This window comes from Citrobacter sp. W9, assembly GCF_026719375.1.
In the GTDB taxonomy this organism is placed as follows: Bacteria; Pseudomonadota; Gammaproteobacteria; order Enterobacterales; family Enterobacteriaceae; genus Citrobacter; species Citrobacter werkmanii.
In genome coordinates this window covers 1-20,960 of record NZ_JAPPTE010000037.1, presented here as the reverse complement: position 1 = coordinate 20,960, position 20,960 = coordinate 1, and the positions used below count along the sequence as shown (strand labels likewise).

The window sequence follows — 20,960 nt, the reverse complement described above, 5'->3', positions numbered from 1 at the left end:
GCTGGGGCATTATACGTTTACGCTACCGGAGGATATTTTGAAGGGGGAACTGAGAGAACTAAATTTCAATTTAAACAATGAATTAACTTCTTAGCGTACGTTTTCGTTCCATTGGCTCTCAAACCCCTAGTATTAATTTCATTTTTTCGAGCCAGTTCAGCAAGGCGCTGTTGCTCCAGCTTCTGATTTTCTTTACGCCGCTCGTCGGGATAGCGGTAATTCACCACAAAGGAAATTTTGTCCGGCGTTTTGAACGTTTTCGCGTTCAGTTCAATACTGTAATTGCGTTTGGTGGTGACAATAAACAGGTTGGTTTTCCAGCGTTCGAGGTCGTTTTCTGGATCAAAGGCCACCTGTTTTGTTTCGGTGTCGCCTTCGCTGTTCACCTGCTCCACGTTCTGCGTCACGGGCTTGATGCGGATATAAACGCGGTTATCGGTGGATGTGACTTCCCACCCCTGATCCCAGCCCACTTTGGTTTCGACGACTTTTTCATCATCGTCAAAAACCAGCGTGGAAATGTATCCCGTAGCGCTGCTGATTACTGTAGTATCATAAGGGTTATAAGCAATCGCCTGATTGCGCGGGTCAAAACGGCTGCTGACGGGTTTTGATGCCGCTGAGCATAACGGCGCGGCAATAATTCCGGCAACGAGGATAGCCAACGCGATTTTTTTCATGGTCTTATCCTCTGTTCTCTTTCTCTGCCTGATAACTGGTGACAACAAAGCCCAACGGGTTATCGTCTACATCCCCGATCTTCGCCTTATTCTGCGGCGTGATACGGAAAGTCAGTCTGGCGTTCCAGTATTCCGTGCGTGACGTGTTGCTGGTCACATCCTTAATCACCTTTTTAAAACGCACGATAGCTGTTTTATCGGGGTCAGTCGGGTTAGATGAATCGGTAATCATCTTTGACAGCACGGTAATTTGCGCGGTCTGTTCGCCTTTGTGATAAATATTTTTAGGGTTGTCTTTATTATCGCCTTTAAATAACTGGTTATACTCATTGCCTACCGCATCGTTGCTGTACAGCAGTACAGTGTCATAATCCTGTTGCAGTCGGAAATAGTTATACCCTTCACGCCAGCTAATATATTTCTGCACAAAGAATCGTGCCAGCGCGGAGTTTTCGCTTAACTCCCCACCTTTCACGTTAACAATTTCTTCCTGAGCACCCGTCATGCCGTCCACCATAAAGATACGGGTATCCACTCGTTTTAACGGCAGCATGACAATCAGGGCAATCAGGCTTAATAACCCAAATAAAATGCCGATAACGGCTACCCAACCATAAACACGTTTTATCAACAGTTCTTTTTGATATAAAACTTCTTCAAATAACACTGCATTTCCGTCAGGGTCAGATTTTATTTTTTCCTTAACAAACGGAATTTTTGGCATTTTCAGTTTAAGGCTGAACATTGTTCATCACCTCCTGCGTGTTAATCGGCTCCGGCGTACCGGAAACGGGCGGTAATTTTTTACCACTGCTGGCACATCCGGCCAGCAGTGAAAATGTCACTATCAACATCAGCATTCTTTTCATGGTTAATTTCCGTAGCGTTGTCTGACCTGTTTCACGACAGCTTTACCTACGCTGTAGGTTCCTTGTGCCGCCCCACGTGCGCCCTGACCAACGAGGTTCCCTGCCTTGCCGCTGACTCCCGTGGATTTGCCAAAGCCGCCTTTCTGCCCTAATGCACCACGTCCAAATCCCATCGTGCCACGGCCTGCGCGTTTAGCTGCACCTAACCCCAGCTTCGCGGCGCCAAAGCCCAGCGCACCCATACCCATTGCCGCCGCGCCCTGCATAGCCCCTTCCACACCCACGCCAGCAATCTGCGAGGCATAATGCTTGGCTTGCCAGATAACAAAGGCCATGAAAATCCCTGCGGCAAGTGACGTTGCTCCTATCTGAATAAGATTTGAGCCGTTACTTGCATCAGATATAGACTGAGAAAGAATGTAACTTAAGTACATTGTACCCGCCCTTAATGCCAGTGAACCAAACATCAGTACCAGACAGGAGCTGATAATGAGCTGGAGCCAGCTATTGAACATCTGGCGCAGAAAACCATAAGACAGGCAGAAAATAAACAACGGGGCGGTAACAGCCAGCAATTTTATGGTGATCTCTGCCATCAGGAAGGTAATCGCCGCCGCCAACAGTGACAGTATTCCCCCTGCATAAACAAACAAAGCACCCATCATTCCCGGAACTTTCACATAATCAGTGGTATCTTTGGAATATATATGTGCAGCGGCTTGTGTTGTTTTAAGCCATAATTCATCACAAGATTTCCAGACATTAGCCCCGCCAGATAGTGTTTCTTTCAGGCCATCAATACCTGTCAGCGCGTAGTTGAGCCAGCCATCCATATTTTTCACAAACATCAGAATGACAAACAGCCGCGTCAGATTCCAGACAAAATCCTGCGTGGGGGCGCGTTGTTTTCCCGCTATAACGGTATAGGCATACCAGAGAGCATAAATTTGTACTCCATAGCGCCCGAACACATAGGCTGTATTAATAAATCCGTCAGTTTGATTAGCGAGGCTGCGCTCTAAAACTGACATAATAGCCCGTTGTGCCGTTTGAAAAAAAACCGATGTTTCACCAGCCATTACATCCCCCTAATTAATTTTTACCTTTTTTGTAAAAATCATCCCAGCCTTTTGAGTAATCAGTTGGTTTGGCGTGTAACTGCTGATATTCAAAGTTGGCCTGTTTTACATTTCGGCAATTTTGGCTGTCGCTACCCGTTTTCTTGCATTCCACCTCTTTTTTAAGAGCGGCCTCATGGTGCTCTGTCCACCACTCCACGGATTTTGTTTCTTCACACCCAACCAGAAGAAACACTCCAGCTAACCCAACGCAAATAAATATATTTCTCATGGCAACCTCAATCGCTTTGATGTTCGTTATAATATTCATTCCATCCAGAAGAATAATCAGTAGGTTTTGCTTCTAACTGCTGTTTTTCAAAGTTAGCTTTATTTTGTTCTGCGTTAAATGCAGCCATGTCTTTCTGCTTATCCCTGTACATTTCATACTGGAATTTCATCTTCTCAAATTTCAGATTGGCAAGCTGTACGGCATTAGCGGCATCGGCGGTGGCTTTCGGGTCTTTGGCGTTCCTGACCTGATCTATCAGCCCTTTCATTTCACGGTTGTCTTTCTTGAGTTTACTCTCAAGGTTGTTGCCATACTCCACCGTGGCAAGGTCTGACAGGAATTTAGCTTCGCAGCCTTTAAGCGCATCGCCGCTAAATCCCTTGTTCACGCAGGTTTTCCCCACCTGATATTTGTCCAGAATCGCTTTGGCTTTCGGTGACAACACCCCTTCGGGATTCTGGATATAGTCGCTGTAGAAGGATTCCCCTTCGCTGTAGATTTCGGTCAGGTCGCTGCTGATAGACTGCGCGTCCTGAATCAGCCCCTGCACGTCACGAATACCCGTTTTTGAGAGCAGTTCATCCTGATAGGCTTTCAGTTCATTAGCCCACTGTTTCGCCTCTTTTACCCACTGCAAGCCAGTCTTCATTGACTGTTGCGCGTCATGGACAATCACACCGCCTGTGATAGCGAATGCCTGAGACGACATGGCTATGACTCCGGCGGTCAATACGGCTAATACGGTCTTTTTCATCGTCAATCCCCTTAAACCTTGTTTGCCTGTTCCAGATACGGCTCCAGCCAGTCCTCCGGCTTCATGCCGTCCTTATAGATAGCATCAAACACTTCAAGCTGTGGCGCTGACGCGCTCAATACGGGCAGATAATAAGCCGCTTCCCCCAAATCCAGACGGGCAAAGGCCGCAAAATCCGTGTTATCCCCTTTCCGCTGCGGGTTCTTCACCACAAGGTGCTGGCGTGACAGCGGGTCAATCTCTTTGATGATGTCAAAATACAGTTCCGGCACGTCCAGCCCGTCAACGTATTCCGATTTTTTGCCTCTCGGATTCGCCAGATAAATATGTGTGGCGCATTGTTCCCGCACGGCGGCGGCAATCGGCGTTTTAATCAGTTCGTCCGGCGACTGTGTGGCGACAACCAGCACCATATCCAGCTTACGGCCTGTTTTCAGCTTGTTGTAGACAAAATCGCTGAAAGCATCGTTGTTCAGCCACTGCCAGAATTCATCCATGTACATCAGCAGCCGCCGCCCGTCTGCCAGCATGGTGACTTTATAAATCAGGTAAAAAGGAATGACCTTTGACGTGACCTTATCGTCCAAAAACTCCGTGCCATCGATACCGAATACGTCCCTGTCGCTAATATCAAAGGAGTCATGCGCGTTGTCGAAAATCCAGCCGTACTCCCCGCCCTGCTTCCATGCGCTGAGACGCACTTTCAGGCCGCTGGTTTCTGACTCGCTCGTTTTGTTCTCCATAATCAGCGGGATCAGCTTACTGATACCAAAGGTTCGGCTTTCGCGCTTCATCAACTTTTCCACTGCGGAAGAAAGCACGTTGTTCTGGTAGTCAGAAAGCGAGCCGCCGTTCAGTGTGCAAATCAGGCGCATAAGCTGTTTGATAAAATTAATATTGCGCTTTGTCGGTGCAAGCTCAAACGGATTCCAGCCTGTCGGCTCCCCATCTTTCACGCGGTAATACTCGCCCCCCATTGCACGGATAGCGACTTCTCCGGCACGGTCTTTATCGAAAAACACGGTCGTCAGACGTTTATTTTTCCGGTTCGGTGGGAAAGAGTCAGGGTGTCCAAACTGCTGTGCGGCGTAGGCGTGTGTCATCATCAGCACGGTTTTACCTACGTTCGAGGTTCCCAGAATATCGGTATGTCCCAGCACGGGGTTTTTGCCGAAAAAGTCCTGCGCCTCGTTGGTCATATGATAGTTCATGTGGTAAACGTCATTCCCTGAGCCTTTCAGGGTGATTAGCGCCTTACCCCATGTGTTGCCGTTCTCTTTTCCTGAGAAGAAGTTATGAAAGCATTCCATTTCCACAAAGTTCAGGCTGCTTATCATCGACAAGCGGGGACGATACGTGTAGTTCGCAGGTAACTGAGAAAAGAATCCCGCCCCCAGAGACAACGTGGCGTTGGTCACAATCATCCCCATGTCCTGCAAGGTGTTGGTGAGGATGTTGCTGTTTGCCACCAGTTCATCAGGGCTGTCGGCATACACCGTCAGCGTAAAGCTGGACAGGCCGAAGGAAATAACCCCGCTGGACAACAGATCTACGCCCACGGTCAGCGCGTCCATCTGCGATTGTGCCGCATCGTCGGTCATTTCCAGCTTGTCTAACTGGTCGTCAAGACGCTTAACCGCTTCCCGCTTTTTCATGCTGGTAAACGTGGTGGTGAGCACGTATTCCACGGGCAGGTACATCAGCGCGTCAAAAATTCCCGTTTCCGTGTTCTGGAAATAGTCCTTTATTTCAAGGATACGGAAGTATCGCGCATCATCGCCCGCGCCAATCTGCCCTGCGTCATTGCCAAAGAATAAATCCCTGCCGCCCAGCGTAGTGTAAAACGGGCTGTTGGTGACGCGGACTTTCTGCCATTTTCCTGTTAACAGGTACTGGAATAGAGAAAGCTGGCTGGAATAGCGCACGGATTTTTCCGTAAACGCGCCTAACCTTACGGCATTGAAACGTTCAAAGTAGCTGTCGAGCTTTGCCGTCATTTCGTTCATGGCGGTAATGGATTCATTCAGGAATTTGCGGATCTGCTTTTCTTTTTTTCCAGAGAAAAAGGCCGTCACCTTTTCTTCATTTTTCAGTGTTTTGTAACATAGAGAAAGGAAAAGGCGGTTGTGGTAGTAGTCCGTTTTTGCAAGTGAGCCGTAATACTTACGCATCACGGTATTCACAAACGGGATTTTTGATTTGTATTCTCCACGTACACGTTTTTTATTCCTGCTGCGGTGCGTGTAGAACGTGACCTCTTTATCATCGAAACTTCGTATAAGGGTGTTCAGCCTGTCCGTCAGAATATCTAAGTCTTCCTGAGAACGGCATTCAAAATACGCGCCGCTGATTTCCCATGTGGCGATCAAGTCCTTGTTGCGCGTAATAATCAGATTATCCCTGATATGACTCGAATAGGGGATCATCTCTTCAATACTGGCTTGCTGGTCAAGTTTCATGTGTTCTTCCAGTTTTGAAATATCAACGCTGTCATACTGATTTCCTGAGTAGTGGATCGCGTCATAATGTCGGTTCGTCACCAGACTGCCTTTCGCTCTGTAACGAAGCCAAAGCAGTTCAAATATCCGTTCATCCATATCAGTGAGTTTTCGGATAACAAACCAGCCTACAAACACGCCAAAATACAGGAAGTCGCCAAAGTTAGCCGCCAGTATCACCACGCCAACACACATAATCAGAAAAGGGTATAAAGGAACACCCAGCCCCCTGATAAGGGCGGGGCGGGTCAGTCCTTTAAATACTGTACTCATAGCCGCCCCTTTTCTGTGTTACGCCAGCCACTCTGGAATGTAAGGCGCGAGGATAAAAATCAGGATGCCGATAACCAGTGGCACAATCCAACCTGCATATTCACGCTTAAACAGGGCGATGAAGCCGATTAACAGGGCGCAGATGGTGATGGCGGGTTTTCGGAGATCAGTCAGAAATTCGATGATTTTATCCAGAAAGCCCGTTGCTTTGGTGGACACATCAGCGGCGAGCGCGGGTTCTGCAATGCAGAATACGCCCAGCACGGCAATCAGCGTAATGGCAATGCGATAACTACTTTTGTTCATTGTTGTTTCCTTGCGTTTGAATAGGGGCAACGCTGCCCCTGACGATGTAATTCGGGTAAATCACCGCCAGTTGACGGGGAGCGATTTTTTTTGTGGGTTGTTTCAGTTCACGGGTACTTGGGACGATCACCTCCTGTACTGGCTCAAGCGGTTTTCCGGCGATACGTTCAATGTAACTGGTATCGGAGAATTCCTTCTCGCGTTTCTGTCCGATCATCGGGTCGCCGGAATAATAGCAGCTTAACGCATTTTTCAGTTTTCCAGACCGCTGCCAGCAGTCAAGCATGATTTTTTCCGAGATTTTTAAGTTATTGCAGGGGTCGAATAATTGTTCAGCGGTGGTGTGGTACTGCCTGAAATTGGTACTGGTGATTTGCATTAAACCCACTGAATAGCGCCGCCCCTTTTTCTCAATGGCGTTCACTATTTTCATGGCTTCTTCTTTGGTTGCGGGCATATGCGAGATCACGCTTTTCCCTTTGGCGGCGCGTTCAGCTTTCGGGATGATTTCGGCAATGGCAAAAGGATTGAGGCCGCTTTCCGTTTTTGCAACATCAAAAACGGTATCAGGATGTACCTGCGGTGAGCACTGCAACGCCAGAGAGAGTAAACCCGCTTTAATCATATGTGTCGTCCATTCCTTGCACGCTACCGCCACTGATCATACAACCAGTATACATAACGTGCGATTTGACTGCAACGTGTGCAAGACTTTCGCAACTGGTTACATCATAGCTTAGAAAAACAGCATGTAAATAGCTTATCCACTTTTAGAGTGGATTAACAAAACCTTTTTTTTTTTATCATGCCCGTATACTCGCATAAGCAAAATAGGGGCATGGCTATGATTGGAAAAAGGTTAAAAGAAGCCAGATTGAGTAAAAACCTGACTCAATGGCAAGTTGCTGAGTTGATTGGTGTTGAAGGTACAGGAGCGAATACACGCATCGCACATTATGAAACTGAGCGCTACAGCCCTTCATTCCCTGTGGCGCGTCAACTGGCAAAGGTGCTTTCCGTACCGGAATACTATTTTTACATCGTAGATGATATAGAAGCGCAGCTACTTCTCGAACGTTATCGAACTAACCAGGCTAAAGGTAAGACAACATCTCATATGCTGATTTATGAGATAGAGGATATGCTACAACTTCTGAAAAAAAGGTTATAAAAATTTTATAACCGATAATCGCCAGAAAATTATCCAATAGAAATACCACGGCTAATTGATTTTTCTTTCTTGATCATATCCACGGCTTTTTGTCGGAAGTCAGCCTGTTTGCGCTCCAGGCGGAAAAGCTGATCTGGCGTGGTCAGATCCACGTTCGATTTCAACGGTTGTGTGCGGTCAATGCCGCCAACGCCAAGATTCTCCAGCTCCCACTGGTTACGCTTGGTTTCTTTCCAGCCGATGATTTTTTCGTTGCTGTCTACTTCCGGTACTTTGACTTTCACCGAACTGGTTTTTTTCAGTTTGATCAGGTCGCCCTGCGCTACCTTCTCCCGTTCGCAAAGTTCGCCAAGTTCCTTTCCCCAATACGTGGATTCAACGCCTTTATTCAGCGTCTTCACGGTAATGTAGTTCTGGAAAGAGTTCTCCGGCTTAAACTGGTAGTGGTCATAGCCAAATTTCACCACTTCATAGACGCCCTTCTGCCGTTTCGGGGCGTTTTTGTGTTCATCTTCCAGCGCCTTGTACAGCCCAATTTTTTGCTTATGGGTGGCTTTTACGTCATAGCCCATTGCCTGTAATTCTTTGCAAAATTCCTGCCGGATCGCTCGCAGATCTTTAGGTTTAAATTCCACCACATCGCCATACTTATTCTCATTCCTGAAATTAGCATGAACGTGCGGATGTTCTTTTTTATCCGTGTGATAGGCCAGCACGAAACGGTTATCAGGGTATTTTTTGTGAAGCACTTCCCTGACGGCATTCATCGCATCTTCTGGTTTAACCTTTGCCATTGGCGGCGCTGAAAAGCTGAAATTCGTAACAATCGCCGGATTTGCCTTACCGTGCTTATCGTGCAATCTCCGTGCATCCGTTTCTTTGACCATGTGTGCTTTAGTTGCGTTGAGATAATCCTTATCGGTATTTTTGTCACTGACATGCCCTTCTTCATTAATTAAAGGCAAATCCCCATCACGGCTGATATAATCAATCCCTCGTTTTACACCTAATTGTGTTTTTCCCTTACCTACAATTTTCACCATTACTTCTTTGCTTGCACCTTTGGCAAAGGTGCGATCTTTGACGGTACGGGAGTAATTTTTCCCGCCGTGCCTGGCCTTATAGACAAACGCCGACTTACTGAGCGCTGATTTAACAGAAGTCCCTTTTTTCGCCCTACTCCGTTTTACACGGTCTTCCTTAGCAACGTATACGCCCATATCAGAATCCCACCTTGCCGTAGATACGTCTGCCTTTACAAAGGGCAATATAGGATTCAAGTTCCGCTTTCAGACTGGCAATATTTTGTTGCAGCATGTCCACGTCTTCTTTAAATCCCGACTTGTCAACAATCTGTGCATTATCTCTGACGATAATAAAATTTAGATTGCGGCCTACAACGTCAACGGCATTTCTGGCTCCATTTAGCACCCGAAGTTCTTGATCGTAAAAATCCATTTTATTATCCAGCGTCATTTGCAAACGATGTCTGACTTCTCTGGATAAATTCCAGCCATGTGATTTTGCAGCTTTGGTAAGTGCCTCCTTCTGTTCTGCCGTAAATAAAAAAGTAAATTTCTCTGTTAAATAATCATTTCGCAGGTCGATAGATAAAAAATTCTTCTTCTCCAAACCCGTATCTTTTTTGGAATTTGATTTAATTTCATCTATAAATCCGGTTGCTACTGATTTACAATAGGAAGGTACAGAACAAGGTAAATTGTCTTGCAATAATTTATAATCATCATCTTCTAGCCTGAAATTAACATACCTCATACCTGCCCTCCGATAACCGACTGTAGGTCACGGGTGAAACCCGATAAAGGTAAACGTATGTGCACACTTTATCGGGTTTCACCCTATCCTGCATCTCTCACTAAAATCCACCTTCTTCATACCTTGCAGATTAGCCAATTTTCATGCGGATCGCAAACGGCAAAATACACCATGAGAGGCGGACAATTTACGTAACATACGCGCATTCAGGGGGATGATGGCGGGAAGGTTCTTTCGTCTTCGACAATCTGGCAACGTCATAGCGGCTAGTTCTGAGAAAAGTCAAAACACGTCTGGCAGTGTGGGGGAATGTTCACGGCTCACGCCGCTCCGCTTGTTTTTATCCTCGCTGCGCTGCGGGGCTTCCGGCGCGTAGCGCCTCCATGCCCTTTACAGGGCATAAAAAAGGCTGCATAAGCAACCTGTCACGCATTGGGTATTTCATTTCCAATTGAAATCATGAAATTCATCCACGATAACCAGCGGCTTACCCGCTTTTTTGTTGCGGAAAAATTTACCTCTTGGTAAACGGTCGCCGTGTTTGAGTTTTCCGATCCACTCTTTTTCCGCTGCATAGTTCTTAATACGGCTTCCATCCAGCCGTACCAACTTACCGTTATCATCAATTTTAAACCCTAAATCACGCAAGCTCTGTGTCACGCTTATGATATTTCTATTAAATTCTGAAAACTCTAAAATTGGATTCATTGTTATTTCCCTTCGGTTCACTTAAAACTTTTTGTACACGTCTTTGCGGTGTCCCACGCTTAACGCAATGACCAGCAATTTATCGTCTTCAATAGTGGCAATCAGACGGTAATCACCGATACGCCAGCGGATAAATTCGGCTTTATCTCCTTTCAGGATTTTACCCGTCAAGCGCGGATTGAGTGCGTTGTTGATGTGCGCCTCAATGTACTTCTGAATTACCCTCTGGTGTACCGTGTCAATTTTCTTAAACTCTTTGACGAACCGTTTTGTGTATTCTGTCCGGTAGCGTGTCATGCCTCACCACCTCACATAGATTTAAACAGTTCGTCGTGGCTGATTGTCGTTTTGTCGCTGAGATAATCCGCGTAGCTTTCATTAGCACATTGCAAATCTAATTCGTCCTCGATTTTTTCCCGTACTGCGCTTTTGCACAATTCGCTGAAGGTTATCCCTTTTGCGTTGGCGTAAGACTCAAACAGGTTAAAATCTTCGTCATTCAACCGGATCGCTTTCGTCATGTTTTTGTTCATACTATCCCCCTTTGTTTGATGTTATACATTGTATAACACATATAAAATTAAGTCAAGAAAAGGGGCTAAGTTAGCCCCTCTGATTAACGTTAAAACATCGCGTATCCTTGCAGGTAGTTTAACCACCATCGGAATTGTTCCCACTCACCGCCTTTCATCGCGGGGATTCGGGTTTCCCAGCCTTTGACAAGGGAATCAGCAAGCTGTACGATCTGGTGCGTTGACATTGTAAAACCTCATTCAGTTTTGTTTGTCGATACGTGATCAGGTTGTTGTAGCAACCTGATCACACCTTTCAGACTTTTAGTTTTTCACCTCCTTTTTTTCTATCGTTACTTTATGACCGTACATTGTCAAAATACGATAAGCATCCAGTGCCTCTTTTTCAGTTTTAAATAATCTGGCATTGTCTGGTTCTTTATTTAAAAAAACGCGATATTGATATTTTTCATCCTCAAAACATTTCATACACTCGATAAATTCCGCAAAAGTTAAAACCTCGTCACCTTCTTTTAAAGAATTGAAATAAATCTCATATTCTTTTTCGTACATTTTGCTACTCATTGCGTGAACCTCTTTAAACTGGCGGGGTTTCCCCCGCCCTTTCGGTTAGCCGATGATTTCAAAATCAACGTTTGAAGGGTTTACCACGCATTTTGCGGCGATAGTCTGGATTAGTTTTTCCAGTTCAGCATGACTTTTTATCGTGAACGTCTGGCTGATGCCGTATGTGTTCATAAACGCCTTGCCATCTTTGATTTCGGCTTTTGTGAAATAGAATTTAAAAGTGGCTGGATAAGTGAGATTTAAGATGGATTTCATTTTTAGCTCCTGCCCGTGTCGGGCTATGGTGATTGGGGTCTATCCCCTTTCGATGTGATAATAATACCGCATACGTGCGGTATTCGCAAGGATTTTTTGATGAAAAACCGCAGAATACGTGATACCCATCACGCTTTTTGATGCCTGTCAGGGTATGGGAGGCGCAACGCGCCGGAAGCCCCGCAGCGCAGCGAGGATAAAAACAAGCGGAGCGGCGCAGCCGTGAACATTCCCCTTCACTGCAAAGCCGAAAAGGGCTGTCAAACGACACTACCGCCGATTTGTGCCGCCAAAGGCCGCAGTTAGCGCGTGAGCCTGCGAACGGTACGCCGTCCGGCTGCAAGTCGGGCGGGGCGCTGTACTGCGAGTGTGAGCAACGCGAGCTACTGGCGCAACACAAATACATATATCAAGCCCAGCAAGCAAATAATCAAAACTGGCGAAAAAAAGATAAAATCAATTTTTGCGCTCGTTTTTAATTGAGAAACTTGCAAGGTTGTGAAATCTTTGTTGTCAGCATTTTTCTTTAACATTTTCAGGATGATAAATCCTCTTAGCGTTCTCCATAATGAAATAAGAAACATAATAACAATTATGGCAGTTAAAACTGTTATCATGTGTTCCGTAACCGAACCAAACTGTGAATCAAAATCAATCTTTTCCATTACCTTATCTATCCTCATTTCTTTTACACAAAATATATTCGGGATGTTCACCTGCCATTAACTGTAAAAGAATAAATTCACTTGCGGTAATTGGTACAACCCTTCCCGTAATTGACTCTTTACGCTGCCAGTTACTTAATGACATACCAAATAATTCAGCCGCTTTACTTTGCGTTAAACCTGCCTTTACCCTTAATCGTTTTACTTCAGATGGTTGGTTATTCATTTTTCAACACCCATTATCAGAGATTTGATTATTTTAATATTTTCATCAGATAAAGTTTTTAGAACAGGATCATCTACATGATGAAAAGAAATATCAATATCCTTTGCTCTGGTTGATTTTAATTCTGTTTTCCTTTTGCTGGAACGTATTTTAACATATACGACAAAAGAGTAACAATTTTCGTTTTCATCATAATTTAAATAATATGTGAAATTTCCTTTTCTAAAAGAATTTGTTTTCATAAATGTTTTATCGCCCCCGTTAATTTTATTAATTGTTCCACACTTAATCCCTGCACAAACAGCCCGTAGCCGTTGAAATGGTCGGTGATTTTTCCGCTGATGCCGTTTTCTGCTTTAAATCCAGTTAGCGCATCGTGCCAGTTATCCAGCGTCACAAGCTGCGATAACATCCCTTTGATGATTGTTTCCTGCTCCTGCGCATCCTGTTGCGCCTGTTCCGCTTCCAGTGCCTTTTTCACATCCTCCCGCGCCGTGGTGAGTATTTTATGGCATATATCGTCGGCAATACCCGTTGCGCTTCGTGACGACGACACGGTACACCGCGCCCCGTTTCCGTGCCACTGTCGGGATTCCACAAAACCGTGAATGACCAGACGGCCTTTTTCTTCCCGCGCTGTCAATGCGTAGCGTTTCAGTTCCGGCGTGGTCAGCTTGATCCGATACGGACAATCATCCAGCAGATTGACGCGCCAGCCGTTTCCCAGCAGACGGGCGACGACTTCAAAAACTGGTTTATAGCGTTCAAAAAATGAATTCATGATTAACACTCCTTCCGGTCACACATACTTTATTTGTTTATTTGTTTATTTGTTTATTTGTTGTGTTGGGGGCTTGCGCCCCCGTTCCGGTTATGCGCGGTTTTCAACTTTCTGAAAACCTGTAGCCTTGCGCTGGCCTGTCGTGCCGTACATTTCACGGATTTCGTCAATGCTGTGTTCTTTGCGGTTCCGGCTCGCCTTATACTCGTCAGGGCGGTAAAACCACATTTGCTTTTTGCTCGCCCATTTGCAGCCCAGCGCCTTGATCGCGTCCTTGTGCGCTTTTGTGTCGCCGCTGATCCAAATCCAGTTACCTGCCACCTCGAAAATCACGCCAGACATCCCCTGTAAAGCATTGAGCACGTTTTCCAGTTCTTCCCCGTAGTTGTATCGGGCGCTATCTTCGTTACTCTGACATTCATTGATACGGGCGATGTTCTGCATCAGAAAATCATAAGCGGTGTTGATCGCTTTCATCATTTCCGCTGCTGTCTGATTCTCACGGTTTTTGTCAGGATGAAATTTTAGCGCCGCCTGCTTGTAGGCTTTTTTAACGTCCTGCTCGGTTAGTTCACCGGAAAGGCCAAAGATATTAAGTGCTTGCTGAATGTTCATTTTTAGCTCCTGCCCGTGTCGGGCTATGGTGACTGGGGACTATCCCCTTTCGATGGAATAATAATACCGCACATGTGCGGTATTTGCAAGTATTTTGAGGTTTTTTTATGTTGCTCTGGCGATGGGAATCAGAATACCGCTGGTACGAGGCCGAAATCTTGTGCGACTTGTTCGGAGACTGGCTGATCGTCCGGCGTTGGGGCGGGCTGTACAGTGGCCGTCACGGCGAAAAAACGGAGGTCGTGCCGGATCTGCTCTCTGGCGTAGCCTTGCTGTTTGCCATCGACAGTGAAAGACAGGCCAGAAAACCCCCTACAAGCGGCTGTAAGCCCTCCTGTGCTGTTAAGCCTGTTTTTTTGCATCACGGCACAATTTCACCAGAAAATCGCTCCTGTGGCGTTTTAGCGCGTCAGAATCAAAGAAATCTAGCCAGAATGATCGCAGCGCTCGCCGCAAGGACGGATTAGGGAGCGGCTGCGCCGCGAGTCTGTCCGTTCGAGGAAGCGCAATATCACCCGATGCTGAACGGAGGCACTTTCACGCCGTGGCTAAAAAGTGAGCAGCAGCCTTTTGTTCCCGATCCCGGCGGGGTCAGATCGCTTTTCACCATCCGGCGAACAACGTTATCCACAGAAAAAGTGGACGGTTTTGTGGTTAAAGATCTTTGTTAATTCTTATTAAAAAGAGTTAAAGGGAAAAAATAGCTTATAACACTATGATATATAATAAAAAAAACAGACGATTGGTTTTTAAATCACGATACTTGGTTTTTAAATCACGATACTTGGTTTTTAAATCACGAATGCAGGGTTTTTAAATCACGAATGAAAATCACACTTTTCCACAAAAAAAAGCCAAATATCATTGACGAGGTTTTCAAATCACGATATAAAATTTATGGGTTTTTAAATCACGATGATTTACCCCAGCTTTAATGGTTTTTAAATCACGAATCGGCGAACAACCAGAATGCGGCTAACACTCTGGCTGTTCTGACCATCAACCTAATGTGAGTAGGTATTTGGCTATGAGCGATCTTACAAATCCCGCGAGGAATCGCAAACTGAAAACGCTACGCCCGAAAAAATATACCGAGCAGGAATTTTTTATTGCTGATGAAATGGCCATCACTACCTTTCGGGATGAACTCGCTAGCATGGAACATCCATTTTTTGCCCTGAAAGGAGGTGACACAAAAGTCAGAGAGTATAAAAATAGCAATGTGACGGTAACTGTACGCCCAGCGGCTGAAATAGGTCTGGCAACCGTCTTTGATAAAGATATATGGATCTATGCCATTTCAAAATTACAACAGGCGATTTTTGAGGAAAAACCGATTAGCCGTACTATCGCTTTTACGCCATATGATTTTTTTGTCACAACAAACAGAAATAAAAGCGGTCGGTCTTATGAAGAACTGAGAAAGTCTCTTGAAAGGCTGGCTGGTACACGGGTACAAACCAATATTGTTTATTCATCGGAAAAGCAGGAAACGGAAAACTTCGGTCTGATTGACAAGTGGCGCATTCTGGAAAAAAAGAAAGGCAAGCTGGATATTGGCATGGTGGAAGTCACGTTACCTGATTGGTTGTATCAAGGTATCACGCAGACAAAAATTCTTAAAATCAGCCCCGATTATTTCCGTATCCGTAAAGCGATTGACCGCCGTTTGTATGAAATCGCCCGTAAACACTGTGGCTATCAGAAAGAATTTACCATCTCGCTTGAATTACTGCACCTGAAAGCCGGAAGTAGTGCCTTGCTGAAAATGTTCCGGCATAACGTTAAACAGCTTGCGAAAACTAATGACCTACCGGATTACGCTGTATCGTTTGACGTGGAAAAAGACACTGTACAATTCACCTATCGGCATTATGATCCGAAAAAAGAGCAGGAAGCCATATGGCGCACGGAAAAAAACAAGGTCGTGAAGCATGTAGAGTCGGATTCCAAACTGCCGCGCAAAATGCAGGAACGTATCGATGCAATGAAAAAAGGTGATGCATGATGAAAGCTAAAATCTATCAGTTTCCGCAGGGTGATGAAAAAGCGAAGCTGAAAGCAGAAATCGCCAGAATCAAGAATGCGCCCGTGGTTGAGAAACGCAAACAGTGGCTGTGGTCGTTTTGCCTGAAGCTTTTTTTCGTGCTTCGTCTGGTTGTTGCTTTTGTTGCGGATATGACCTTAATCCTTGCTGTGACGATTTGCCACAGTGTGATTTACCTGAGTATCATTTTGGGAACGTTTTTCCTGATACTGAAATACAGCACCAATGGCGGCGTGTGGGATGGAAGTATGATTGCCTGTGCAACCATCATGATTCTTGGCCTGTTTGATGCAGAATCGGTAGCAGACTGGCATTTGTTCCAGCGGCTTTTATGCGTGTACAACAGGCAAGCAAAACAGGCGCAAAATGAGAGTACAGAAGGTCAAGATTAAATGAGAGATGCAGGATAGGGTGAAACCCGATAAAGTATGCACATGCGTTTACATTTATCGGGTTTCACCCGTGACCTACAGTCGGTTATCGGAGGGGTTAAATGAGCTACAAAGTAATTGATTTTTTAAGTGATAAAGAAACAAAACTATTATACCTTTTAAAAGAAAACCTGTCTGAAAAATATGCTATCTTGGTAAAAGTAAGGTTGAGTGAATTTCTATATTCAACACAACCAGAAGGGTCAGAGTGTTTTTATACTGAGTTCCAGTCTGTGAATCTGGTAACAATACCGTTTGGGATTTATGATACTTTGGAAAGAAAGCTGGTAGGTGTCATTTTCTTGAATGAGAATGGACTTGAGGGGCAGTTGTTGCTTGAACAGCACGGGGTAATATGTGAGGGTATTGGAGCACTGAAAGATGCCATTTTAAGTGAAAAACTGGAAGTTTTCATGAAATAAGGAAAGTACAGAATGGAAAATTACCTTGCTACACTGGTGGTGCTTGTCGTTATCGGTTTGGTTTTATCGAAAATTTTACCCGTTAAACGTAAGGGCGGGAACGTCCATGATAATCAGTTGGCGAGTGTCGAGGTCGCAGAATTTTTTCGTAAGCCTGTGATGAATGCCAGCGAAAGTAATTTGTATGAATTTTTGCTGCATGTGGTCAATAAATATCACTATCCGGTGCGCATCTATCCGCAGGTTTCGCTCGGTGAAATTCTCAAAACCGACAACAAATCTGCATTCTTCGCTATTAACAGTAAGCGCGTTGATTTTGTGATCGCAGATAGAGACAATATTCCTTGTGCAGTGGTTGAGTATCAGGGAGCGGGACACTGGCAGAATAACGCCAAAAAACGTGATGCAATTAAAAAGCTGGCCTGTGAGAAAGCGGGGATTAAGTATTTTGATATTCCCGCCACCTATACCGGAAACGAGTTAAAACCATTGATTGACTTTTTTGATTTTATCAATGCAAAGGAAGGGTAGCAGATTAGCTACCCTTAGTATTTTTTCTGTAACGTTGAAATAAAACGCGCCCCAGCATAACGAGGGCGTGAATAATGACCAAAACAGCCAGTACAGAAACAATTATTTCAGGAATATTCATCTGTGGTACTGTTTTAGTCATGTAGACTGAAATATTGGCGAGGATGTGGTCAACCATATTTCCTCCGCAAATAATATTCAGTCAACAACATAGCAATGGGCGCAAGCATCATCAATCCTATACAGGATTGAAAATGCTCCAGTACGGTATCGGTGTAAAAGGGGTCTGACGCTCAGTGGAACGAAAACTCACGTTAAGCAACGTTTTCTACCTCTGACGCCTCTTTTAATGGTCTCAGATGTCCTTTGGTCACCAGTTCTGCCAGCGTGAAGGAATAATGGCCGAGCATATTGATATGTCCGTGGCAAAGCGGGGAGAGGCGTGCGATATCTTCATCATTCAGTGTTTCACCTTGCGCCCGGAGATGATCCAGGGCTGCCTGCATATACATAGTGTTCCATAACACGACGGCGTTAGTGACCAGCCCCAGTGCGCCCAGTTGATCTTCCTGACCGTCGGTATATCGTTTTCTTATCTCACCTTTTTGACCGTGACAGATGGCTCTGGCAACGGCATGGCGGCTTTCTCCCCGATTAAGCTGGGTCAGAATGCGCCGGCGGTAATCTTCATCATCAATATAATTAAGCAGATACAGCGTTTTGTTGATGCGCCCCACTTCAATGATTGCCTGAGTCAGTCCGGAAGGACGTTCACTTTTCAGCAATGAACGGACCAGCACTGAAGCCTGTACTTTGCCCAGTTTCAGGGAGCCAGCGGTCCGGATCATTTCGTCCCACTGAAGGACTATTTTTCGGGGATCTGATTGCCCTCTGGCAATATCATTCAGCACGCCATAGTTGGCATCATGGTCCATTCGCCAGAAAACCGAAGCACCGGCATCAGCCAGGCGTGGAGAAAACTGGTATCCCAGCAGCCAGAAAAGGCCAAAGACAAGTTCGCTGGTACCTGCTGTATCGGTCATAATTTCGGTTGGATTCAGCCCGGTCTCCTGTTCCAGAAGGCCTTCCAGCACAAAGATAGAGTCCCTCAGCGTCCCCGGTATAACGATGCCATGAAAGCCGGAATACTGATCGGACACAAAGTTGTACCAGGTGATCCCTCTGTTATTACCAAAGTATTTGCGGTTCGGTCCGGCATTGATTGTTCTGACTGGCGTAACAAAGCGCATTCCATCTGCAGATGCCACTTCTCCGCCACCCCATATCTGTGCCAGTGGCAGCGTTGCCTGAAAATCAACCAGTCTGGCATTAGCGCTGGTGATAGTTTCAGCCCGCAGATAGTTCGCTTTTGTCCAGTTCAGCCGGTGTCGGGTCAGTGCAGGAACATTTGATCTGATCAGTGGTTCCAGACCGATATTGCAGGCTTCAGCCATCAGCACGGCGCTGATGCTGACGGGCAGATCATCAACTCTGGCACTGGCTTCACTAGCATGGAAAAACTCATCAGCAAATCCGGTATGGGCGTTAATTTCGAGCAGCAACTCCGTTAAATCCACCGGAGGGAGCAGATCACTGATCATTTTGCTCAGTCGTTTCAGACTGTCCGGCTCATCAAGACTGGCGAGGGGAGAAATTGTCAACCGGGGCTTCGGGCCAGAAACATCGAGTTCGACAGCCTCATTTTCGCCAAGACGTGCAGCAACCTGTCTGTAACGACTATCAAGCTGATGACCCAGAGATTTTATTGCTTCCTGCGGGTCTGTCGGGTGTCCCAGAGAACGATAAACCTTAATCCGGTTTGCCTGCCAGTCAGCACCCTGTAGTAATCTTGCTCGGGGATCTCCCCACCGGTTACTGCCGGTAACGTAGACATCCCTCCGCCTCAGACTATCCTGCAGTTTACTGAGAAAGCAGAGCGTGTATCCCCTGCGGGTGATATGTTTTTCCTTGTTAATCACCAGCCGTTTCCATGACCGACTGATAATTTCCGTTGGTGCGTCGTCAAAAAACTGCCGCCGTGAGCTGAACTCCCGGCTGAGGTAGTCACAGGCATTCAGAGTGGTAACCCCGGCAGGTGCGGATGAAAATTTAACGGTATTCAGCAGATGGGGCAGGAAACGACGAACGCGCCCGTACTGCTCCACCATTTCTTCATGAAAATTATCGTCTGAGGGCCGGGCAATTTCACGGACAAGCGTGATGATTTCAGCCAGCTTTTGCCTGGGGATGTAGCTGAACACCTCAGCACGAATCGATTCGTCCGGTGTTTCTTCTTTCAGCAGGTACGAACATGCGCTGGCGAGCGCCAATGCAGATTTATCCAGATCCTTCAGCGAGCGGAGCCGTTTTTTCTGCCCAATCTTTCTGGCGTCACGGATGATAACGGCCAGCATGGCGTCCAGAACGTCCAGTGCATCATCCAACGCCAGCGTTTCCCATGCAAGGACAAAGGCAACCAGAACCGCCATCCTTTTCTGCGGTGACATCCTGGCAATATTGAACACCGAAGTCATACCAGCATAACGTGCGAGATTTTTCAGGCGCACAGCCGGGAGTGTACTCAGGTTGTCAGCATGCAAGCCAAAATCGTTCAGAGTTTTCCAGCGTTCAATTGCTTCATTAAACGCCGGGCCACTGATGGTCACAGGGCCTTTTTTCAGTGATTCCAGTAAAGACAGGCGGCTGCAATCAGTTGGCCCCAGCAGCATCTCCAGCTGTGAACGTTGTTCGGCTGACGGTATCAGTGCCAGTTTGTTCCACAGGCGCAACGTCGCCTTTTCCCTTACCTCTGAAATCAACCGGGTCAGCGTAGTGGCTCCGGGGAGAATAATACGATGTTGCATAAGCCACCCTGTCGCCAGATCGAAAAGCAGGCCAGGACGTTCGTTGCTTATCCAGCTCCGGGTATATAAAAGACGGGTAAGGCGAAATGTCCAGGGCCAGGCAAATTCACGATACTGATAGTGCTGACGTATCAGCGCTGCATGCTCACGGCGGGTATTTTCCCTCTGACCGTATTCTGCAAGAACGGTGATATCACGAATCCCGAGCTGTCTGGCGGTAAAATGCCGGACGCCGGAAGGAATATGATTCATATCGGTGAGGAAGGTGCCCAGAAAACGGACACATCCAATTTGCAGGGCAATGCCCAGACGGTTGTGATCACCTCTGCTTTTTCCGATAAATTCCTTGTCTGCTTCATCAAGATGAAAATATCGTGCCAGCTGAAGCTCATCCGGTTCACCGGTGAATCTGCCATAGCTTTCAGTCTGCTCAGTGGTCAGAAAGTCAACGGGCATATCGGCCTCCCTGCCTGACGGGCATTTAGTAACATTTTTGCAACCGTCCGAAATGTTATAAATTCTCGGACACACTAAAATGGTGTTGTCTAGGTGTCTATTAAATCGATTTTTTGTTATAACAGACACCCACTGTCCGATATTTGATTTAGGATACATTTTTATGCGACTTTTTGGTTACG

Annotated in this window: 29 protein-coding genes; 6 read left to right on the top strand and 23 right to left on the bottom strand. The window is 46.0% G+C overall.

Annotated elements, in window-relative coordinates; all coding sequences use genetic code 11:
• Positions 1-65: 65 nt before the first annotated feature.
• The 9 genes from OOJ59_RS26925 to OOJ59_RS26885 all read right to left on the bottom strand — a co-directional run bounded on the left by OOJ59_RS26925 (position 66) and on the right by OOJ59_RS26885 (position 7,355).
• Positions 66-680, bottom strand: coding sequence for a TrbG/VirB9 family P-type conjugative transfer protein (locus OOJ59_RS26925; protein ID WP_268063541.1), 615 nt, complete (start codon positions 678-680; stop codon positions 66-68).
• A 4-nt stretch (positions 681-684) separates the two neighbouring features.
• The gene (locus OOJ59_RS26920) at positions 685-1,347 is read right to left on the bottom strand and encodes a virB8 family protein (RefSeq protein ID WP_256135152.1); all 663 of its coding nucleotides are present in this window, start codon (positions 1,345-1,347) and stop codon (positions 685-687) included.
• A 64-nt stretch (positions 1,348-1,411) separates the two neighbouring features.
• Positions 1,412-1,549, bottom strand: a complete 138-nt coding sequence (locus OOJ59_RS26915; RefSeq protein ID WP_088903450.1) for a conjugal transfer protein — start codon at positions 1,547-1,549, stop codon at positions 1,412-1,414.
• Between the two features lie 2 nt (positions 1,550-1,551).
• The gene (locus tag OOJ59_RS26910) at positions 1,552-2,580 is read right to left on the bottom strand and encodes a type IV secretion system protein (RefSeq protein WP_232481337.1); all 1,029 of its coding nucleotides are present in this window, start codon (positions 2,578-2,580) and stop codon (positions 1,552-1,554) included.
• A 61-nt stretch (positions 2,581-2,641) separates the two neighbouring features.
• Entirely contained in the window at positions 2,642-2,938 is a 297-nt protein-coding gene (locus OOJ59_RS26905; RefSeq protein WP_369878490.1) for an EexN family lipoprotein, read from the bottom strand.
• Positions 2,907-3,653: a type IV secretion system protein gene (locus tag OOJ59_RS26900; protein ID WP_030003463.1), complete on the bottom strand. Its 747-nt coding sequence runs from the start codon at positions 3,651-3,653 to the stop codon at positions 2,907-2,909. The genes OOJ59_RS26905 and OOJ59_RS26900 overlap by 32 nt, the downstream gene beginning before the upstream one ends.
• An 11-nt stretch (positions 3,654-3,664) precedes the next feature.
• The gene (locus tag OOJ59_RS26895; protein WP_020956898.1) at positions 3,665-6,424 is read right to left on the bottom strand and encodes a VirB3 family type IV secretion system protein; all 2,760 of its coding nucleotides are present in this window, start codon (positions 6,422-6,424) and stop codon (positions 3,665-3,667) included.
• Positions 6,425-6,442: 18 nt separating this feature from the next.
• Positions 6,443-6,730: a TrbC/VirB2 family protein gene (locus tag OOJ59_RS26890; RefSeq protein ID WP_020956899.1), complete on the bottom strand. Its 288-nt coding sequence runs from the start codon at positions 6,728-6,730 to the stop codon at positions 6,443-6,445.
• Positions 6,717-7,355, bottom strand: a complete 639-nt coding sequence (locus tag OOJ59_RS26885) for a lytic transglycosylase domain-containing protein (protein ID WP_020956900.1) — start codon at positions 7,353-7,355, stop codon at positions 6,717-6,719. Before OOJ59_RS26885 ends, OOJ59_RS26890 begins: the two co-directional genes overlap by 14 nt.
• Positions 7,356-7,568: 213 nt before the next feature.
• Here OOJ59_RS26885 and OOJ59_RS26880 point away from each other — a divergent pair, with 213 nt between their 5' ends.
• Complete coding sequence (locus OOJ59_RS26880) at positions 7,569-7,901, top strand: helix-turn-helix transcriptional regulator (protein ID WP_227551116.1); 333 nt, start codon at positions 7,569-7,571, stop codon at positions 7,899-7,901.
• Between the two features lie 29 nt (positions 7,902-7,930).
• Here the strand turns inward: OOJ59_RS26880 and mobP1 are convergent, their stop codons facing one another.
• The 12 genes from mobP1 to OOJ59_RS26820 form a co-directional block, all read right to left on the bottom strand.
• Positions 7,931-9,121 (bottom strand): MobP1 family relaxase, encoded by a 1,191-nt coding sequence (gene mobP1, locus OOJ59_RS26875; protein WP_041937886.1) that lies wholly within the window; start codon positions 9,119-9,121, stop codon positions 7,931-7,933.
• 1 nt (position 9,122) lies between these two features.
• Positions 9,123-9,677 (bottom strand): DNA distortion polypeptide 1, encoded by a 555-nt coding sequence (gene ddp1, locus OOJ59_RS26870; RefSeq protein ID WP_020956901.1) that lies wholly within the window; start codon positions 9,675-9,677, stop codon positions 9,123-9,125.
• Between the two features lie 441 nt (positions 9,678-10,118).
• Positions 10,119-10,385, bottom strand: a complete 267-nt coding sequence (locus OOJ59_RS26865) for a hypothetical protein (protein WP_020956902.1) — start codon at positions 10,383-10,385, stop codon at positions 10,119-10,121.
• A gap of 21 nt (positions 10,386-10,406) precedes the next feature.
• Positions 10,407-10,682, bottom strand: coding sequence for a type II toxin-antitoxin system RelE family toxin (locus OOJ59_RS26860; RefSeq protein ID WP_020956903.1), 276 nt, complete (start codon positions 10,680-10,682; stop codon positions 10,407-10,409).
• Positions 10,683-10,693: 11 nt separating this feature from the next.
• Positions 10,694-10,918, bottom strand: coding sequence for a type II toxin-antitoxin system RelB family antitoxin (gene relB, locus OOJ59_RS26855; RefSeq protein ID WP_020956904.1), 225 nt, complete (start codon positions 10,916-10,918; stop codon positions 10,694-10,696).
• A gap of 303 nt (positions 10,919-11,221) precedes the next feature.
• Positions 11,222-11,482, bottom strand: coding sequence for a hypothetical protein (locus OOJ59_RS26850; protein WP_070749909.1), 261 nt, complete (start codon positions 11,480-11,482; stop codon positions 11,222-11,224).
• 45 nt (positions 11,483-11,527) lie between these two features.
• Entirely contained in the window at positions 11,528-11,740 is a 213-nt protein-coding gene (locus OOJ59_RS26845; RefSeq protein ID WP_020956906.1) for a hypothetical protein, read from the bottom strand.
• 383 nt (positions 11,741-12,123) lie between these two features.
• Positions 12,124-12,405, bottom strand: coding sequence for a hypothetical protein (locus OOJ59_RS26840; protein WP_088912116.1), 282 nt, complete (start codon positions 12,403-12,405; stop codon positions 12,124-12,126).
• Positions 12,406-12,409: 4 nt separating this feature from the next.
• Entirely contained in the window at positions 12,410-12,631 is a 222-nt protein-coding gene (locus tag OOJ59_RS26835) for a helix-turn-helix domain-containing protein (RefSeq protein WP_020956907.1), read from the bottom strand.
• Positions 12,628-12,873: a hypothetical protein gene (locus tag OOJ59_RS26830; RefSeq protein ID WP_020956908.1), complete on the bottom strand. Its 246-nt coding sequence runs from the start codon at positions 12,871-12,873 to the stop codon at positions 12,628-12,630. Before OOJ59_RS26830 ends, OOJ59_RS26835 begins: the two co-directional genes overlap by 4 nt.
• Positions 12,870-13,412: a hypothetical protein gene (locus tag OOJ59_RS26825; RefSeq protein WP_020956909.1), complete on the bottom strand. Its 543-nt coding sequence runs from the start codon at positions 13,410-13,412 to the stop codon at positions 12,870-12,872. Before OOJ59_RS26825 ends, OOJ59_RS26830 begins: the two co-directional genes overlap by 4 nt.
• Positions 13,413-13,502: 90 nt before the next feature.
• On the bottom strand, positions 13,503-14,027 hold the full coding sequence (locus OOJ59_RS26820; protein ID WP_020956910.1) for a J domain-containing protein: 525 nt from the start codon (positions 14,025-14,027) through the stop codon (positions 13,503-13,505).
• 107 nt (positions 14,028-14,134) lie between these two features.
• On the opposite strand from OOJ59_RS26820, the gene OOJ59_RS26815 reads away from it, so the two are divergent.
• From OOJ59_RS26815 to OOJ59_RS26795, 5 genes are all read left to right on the top strand, one after another.
• A complete protein-coding gene (locus OOJ59_RS26815; RefSeq protein ID WP_020956911.1) occupies positions 14,135-14,494 on the top strand; it encodes a hypothetical protein in 360 nt (119 codons plus the stop codon).
• 560 nt (positions 14,495-15,054) lie between these two features.
• Complete coding sequence (locus tag OOJ59_RS26810) at positions 15,055-16,035, top strand: replication initiator protein A (RefSeq protein ID WP_024130064.1); 981 nt, start codon at positions 15,055-15,057, stop codon at positions 16,033-16,035.
• Entirely contained in the window at positions 16,032-16,466 is a 435-nt protein-coding gene (locus OOJ59_RS26805) for a hypothetical protein (RefSeq protein WP_020956912.1), read from the top strand. Before OOJ59_RS26810 ends, OOJ59_RS26805 begins: the two co-directional genes overlap by 4 nt.
• Positions 16,467-16,567: 101 nt before the next feature.
• A complete protein-coding gene (gene ddp1 / locus OOJ59_RS26800) occupies positions 16,568-16,927 on the top strand; it encodes a DNA distortion polypeptide 3 (protein ID WP_020956913.1) in 360 nt (119 codons plus the stop codon).
• 12 nt (positions 16,928-16,939) lie between these two features.
• Positions 16,940-17,458 (top strand): DUF2726 domain-containing protein, encoded by a 519-nt coding sequence (locus tag OOJ59_RS26795; RefSeq protein ID WP_020956914.1) that lies wholly within the window; start codon positions 16,940-16,942, stop codon positions 17,456-17,458.
• 4 nt (positions 17,459-17,462) lie between these two features.
• Here OOJ59_RS26795 and OOJ59_RS26790 read toward each other — a convergent pair whose 3' ends face one another.
• Positions 17,463-17,636: a hypothetical protein gene (locus OOJ59_RS26790; RefSeq protein ID WP_020956915.1), complete on the bottom strand. Its 174-nt coding sequence runs from the start codon at positions 17,634-17,636 to the stop codon at positions 17,463-17,465.
• Between the two features lie 136 nt (positions 17,637-17,772).
• Positions 17,773-20,778, bottom strand: a complete 3,006-nt coding sequence (locus tag OOJ59_RS26785; RefSeq protein ID WP_013213984.1) for a Tn3-like element Tn3 family transposase — start codon at positions 20,776-20,778, stop codon at positions 17,773-17,775.
• Positions 20,779-20,960: the final 182 nt, after the last annotated feature.

Bases quoted from the DNA above. Each gene is read 5' to 3' on its own strand.
- OOJ59_RS26925 (WP_268063541.1), bottom strand. From the start codon at position 680: ATGAAAAAAATCGCGTTGGCTATCCTCGTTGCCGGAATTATTGCCGCG.
- OOJ59_RS26915 (WP_088903450.1), bottom strand. From the start codon at position 1,549: ATGAAAAGAATGCTGATGTTGATAGTGACATTTTCACTGCTGGCCGGA.
- OOJ59_RS26910 (WP_232481337.1), bottom strand. From the start codon at position 2,580: ATGTCAGTTTTAGAGCGCAGCCTCGCTAATCAAACTGACGGATTTATT.
- OOJ59_RS26905 (WP_369878490.1), bottom strand. From the start codon at position 2,938: ATGAATATTATAACGAACATCAAAGCGATTGAGGTTGCCATGAGAAAT.
- OOJ59_RS26900 (WP_030003463.1), bottom strand. From the start codon at position 3,653: ATGAAAAAGACCGTATTAGCCGTATTGACCGCCGGAGTCATAGCCATG.
- OOJ59_RS26895 (WP_020956898.1), bottom strand. From the start codon at position 6,424: ATGAGTACAGTATTTAAAGGACTGACCCGCCCCGCCCTTATCAGGGGG.
- OOJ59_RS26890 (WP_020956899.1), bottom strand. From the start codon at position 6,730: ATGAACAAAAGTAGTTATCGCATTGCCATTACGCTGATTGCCGTGCTG.
- OOJ59_RS26885 (WP_020956900.1), bottom strand. From the start codon at position 7,355: ATGATTAAAGCGGGTTTACTCTCTCTGGCGTTGCAGTGCTCACCGCAG.
- OOJ59_RS26880 (WP_227551116.1), top strand. From the start codon at position 7,569: ATGGCTATGATTGGAAAAAGGTTAAAAGAAGCCAGATTGAGTAAAAAC.
- mobP1 (WP_041937886.1), bottom strand. From the start codon at position 9,121: ATGGGCGTATACGTTGCTAAGGAAGACCGTGTAAAACGGAGTAGGGCG.
- ddp1 (WP_020956901.1), bottom strand. From the start codon at position 9,677: ATGAGGTATGTTAATTTCAGGCTAGAAGATGATGATTATAAATTATTG.
- OOJ59_RS26865 (WP_020956902.1), bottom strand. From the start codon at position 10,385: ATGAATCCAATTTTAGAGTTTTCAGAATTTAATAGAAATATCATAAGC.
- OOJ59_RS26860 (WP_020956903.1), bottom strand. From the start codon at position 10,682: ATGACACGCTACCGGACAGAATACACAAAACGGTTCGTCAAAGAGTTT.
- relB (WP_020956904.1), bottom strand. From the start codon at position 10,918: ATGAACAAAAACATGACGAAAGCGATCCGGTTGAATGACGAAGATTTT.
- OOJ59_RS26850 (WP_070749909.1), bottom strand. From the start codon at position 11,482: ATGAGTAGCAAAATGTACGAAAAAGAATATGAGATTTATTTCAATTCT.
- OOJ59_RS26845 (WP_020956906.1), bottom strand. From the start codon at position 11,740: ATGAAATCCATCTTAAATCTCACTTATCCAGCCACTTTTAAATTCTAT.
- OOJ59_RS26840 (WP_088912116.1), bottom strand. From the start codon at position 12,405: ATGGAAAAGATTGATTTTGATTCACAGTTTGGTTCGGTTACGGAACAC.
- OOJ59_RS26835 (WP_020956907.1), bottom strand. From the start codon at position 12,631: ATGAATAACCAACCATCTGAAGTAAAACGATTAAGGGTAAAGGCAGGT.
- OOJ59_RS26830 (WP_020956908.1), bottom strand. From the start codon at position 12,873: ATGAAAACAAATTCTTTTAGAAAAGGAAATTTCACATATTATTTAAAT.
- OOJ59_RS26825 (WP_020956909.1), bottom strand. From the start codon at position 13,412: ATGAATTCATTTTTTGAACGCTATAAACCAGTTTTTGAAGTCGTCGCC.
- OOJ59_RS26820 (WP_020956910.1), bottom strand. From the start codon at position 14,027: ATGAACATTCAGCAAGCACTTAATATCTTTGGCCTTTCCGGTGAACTA.
- OOJ59_RS26815 (WP_020956911.1), top strand. From the start codon at position 14,135: ATGTTGCTCTGGCGATGGGAATCAGAATACCGCTGGTACGAGGCCGAA.
- OOJ59_RS26810 (WP_024130064.1), top strand. From the start codon at position 15,055: ATGAGCGATCTTACAAATCCCGCGAGGAATCGCAAACTGAAAACGCTA.
- OOJ59_RS26805 (WP_020956912.1), top strand. From the start codon at position 16,032: ATGATGAAAGCTAAAATCTATCAGTTTCCGCAGGGTGATGAAAAAGCG.
- ddp1 (WP_020956913.1), top strand. From the start codon at position 16,568: ATGAGCTACAAAGTAATTGATTTTTTAAGTGATAAAGAAACAAAACTA.
- OOJ59_RS26795 (WP_020956914.1), top strand. From the start codon at position 16,940: ATGGAAAATTACCTTGCTACACTGGTGGTGCTTGTCGTTATCGGTTTG.
- OOJ59_RS26790 (WP_020956915.1), bottom strand. From the start codon at position 17,636: ATGGTTGACCACATCCTCGCCAATATTTCAGTCTACATGACTAAAACA.
- OOJ59_RS26785 (WP_013213984.1), bottom strand. From the start codon at position 20,778: ATGCCCGTTGACTTTCTGACCACTGAGCAGACTGAAAGCTATGGCAGA.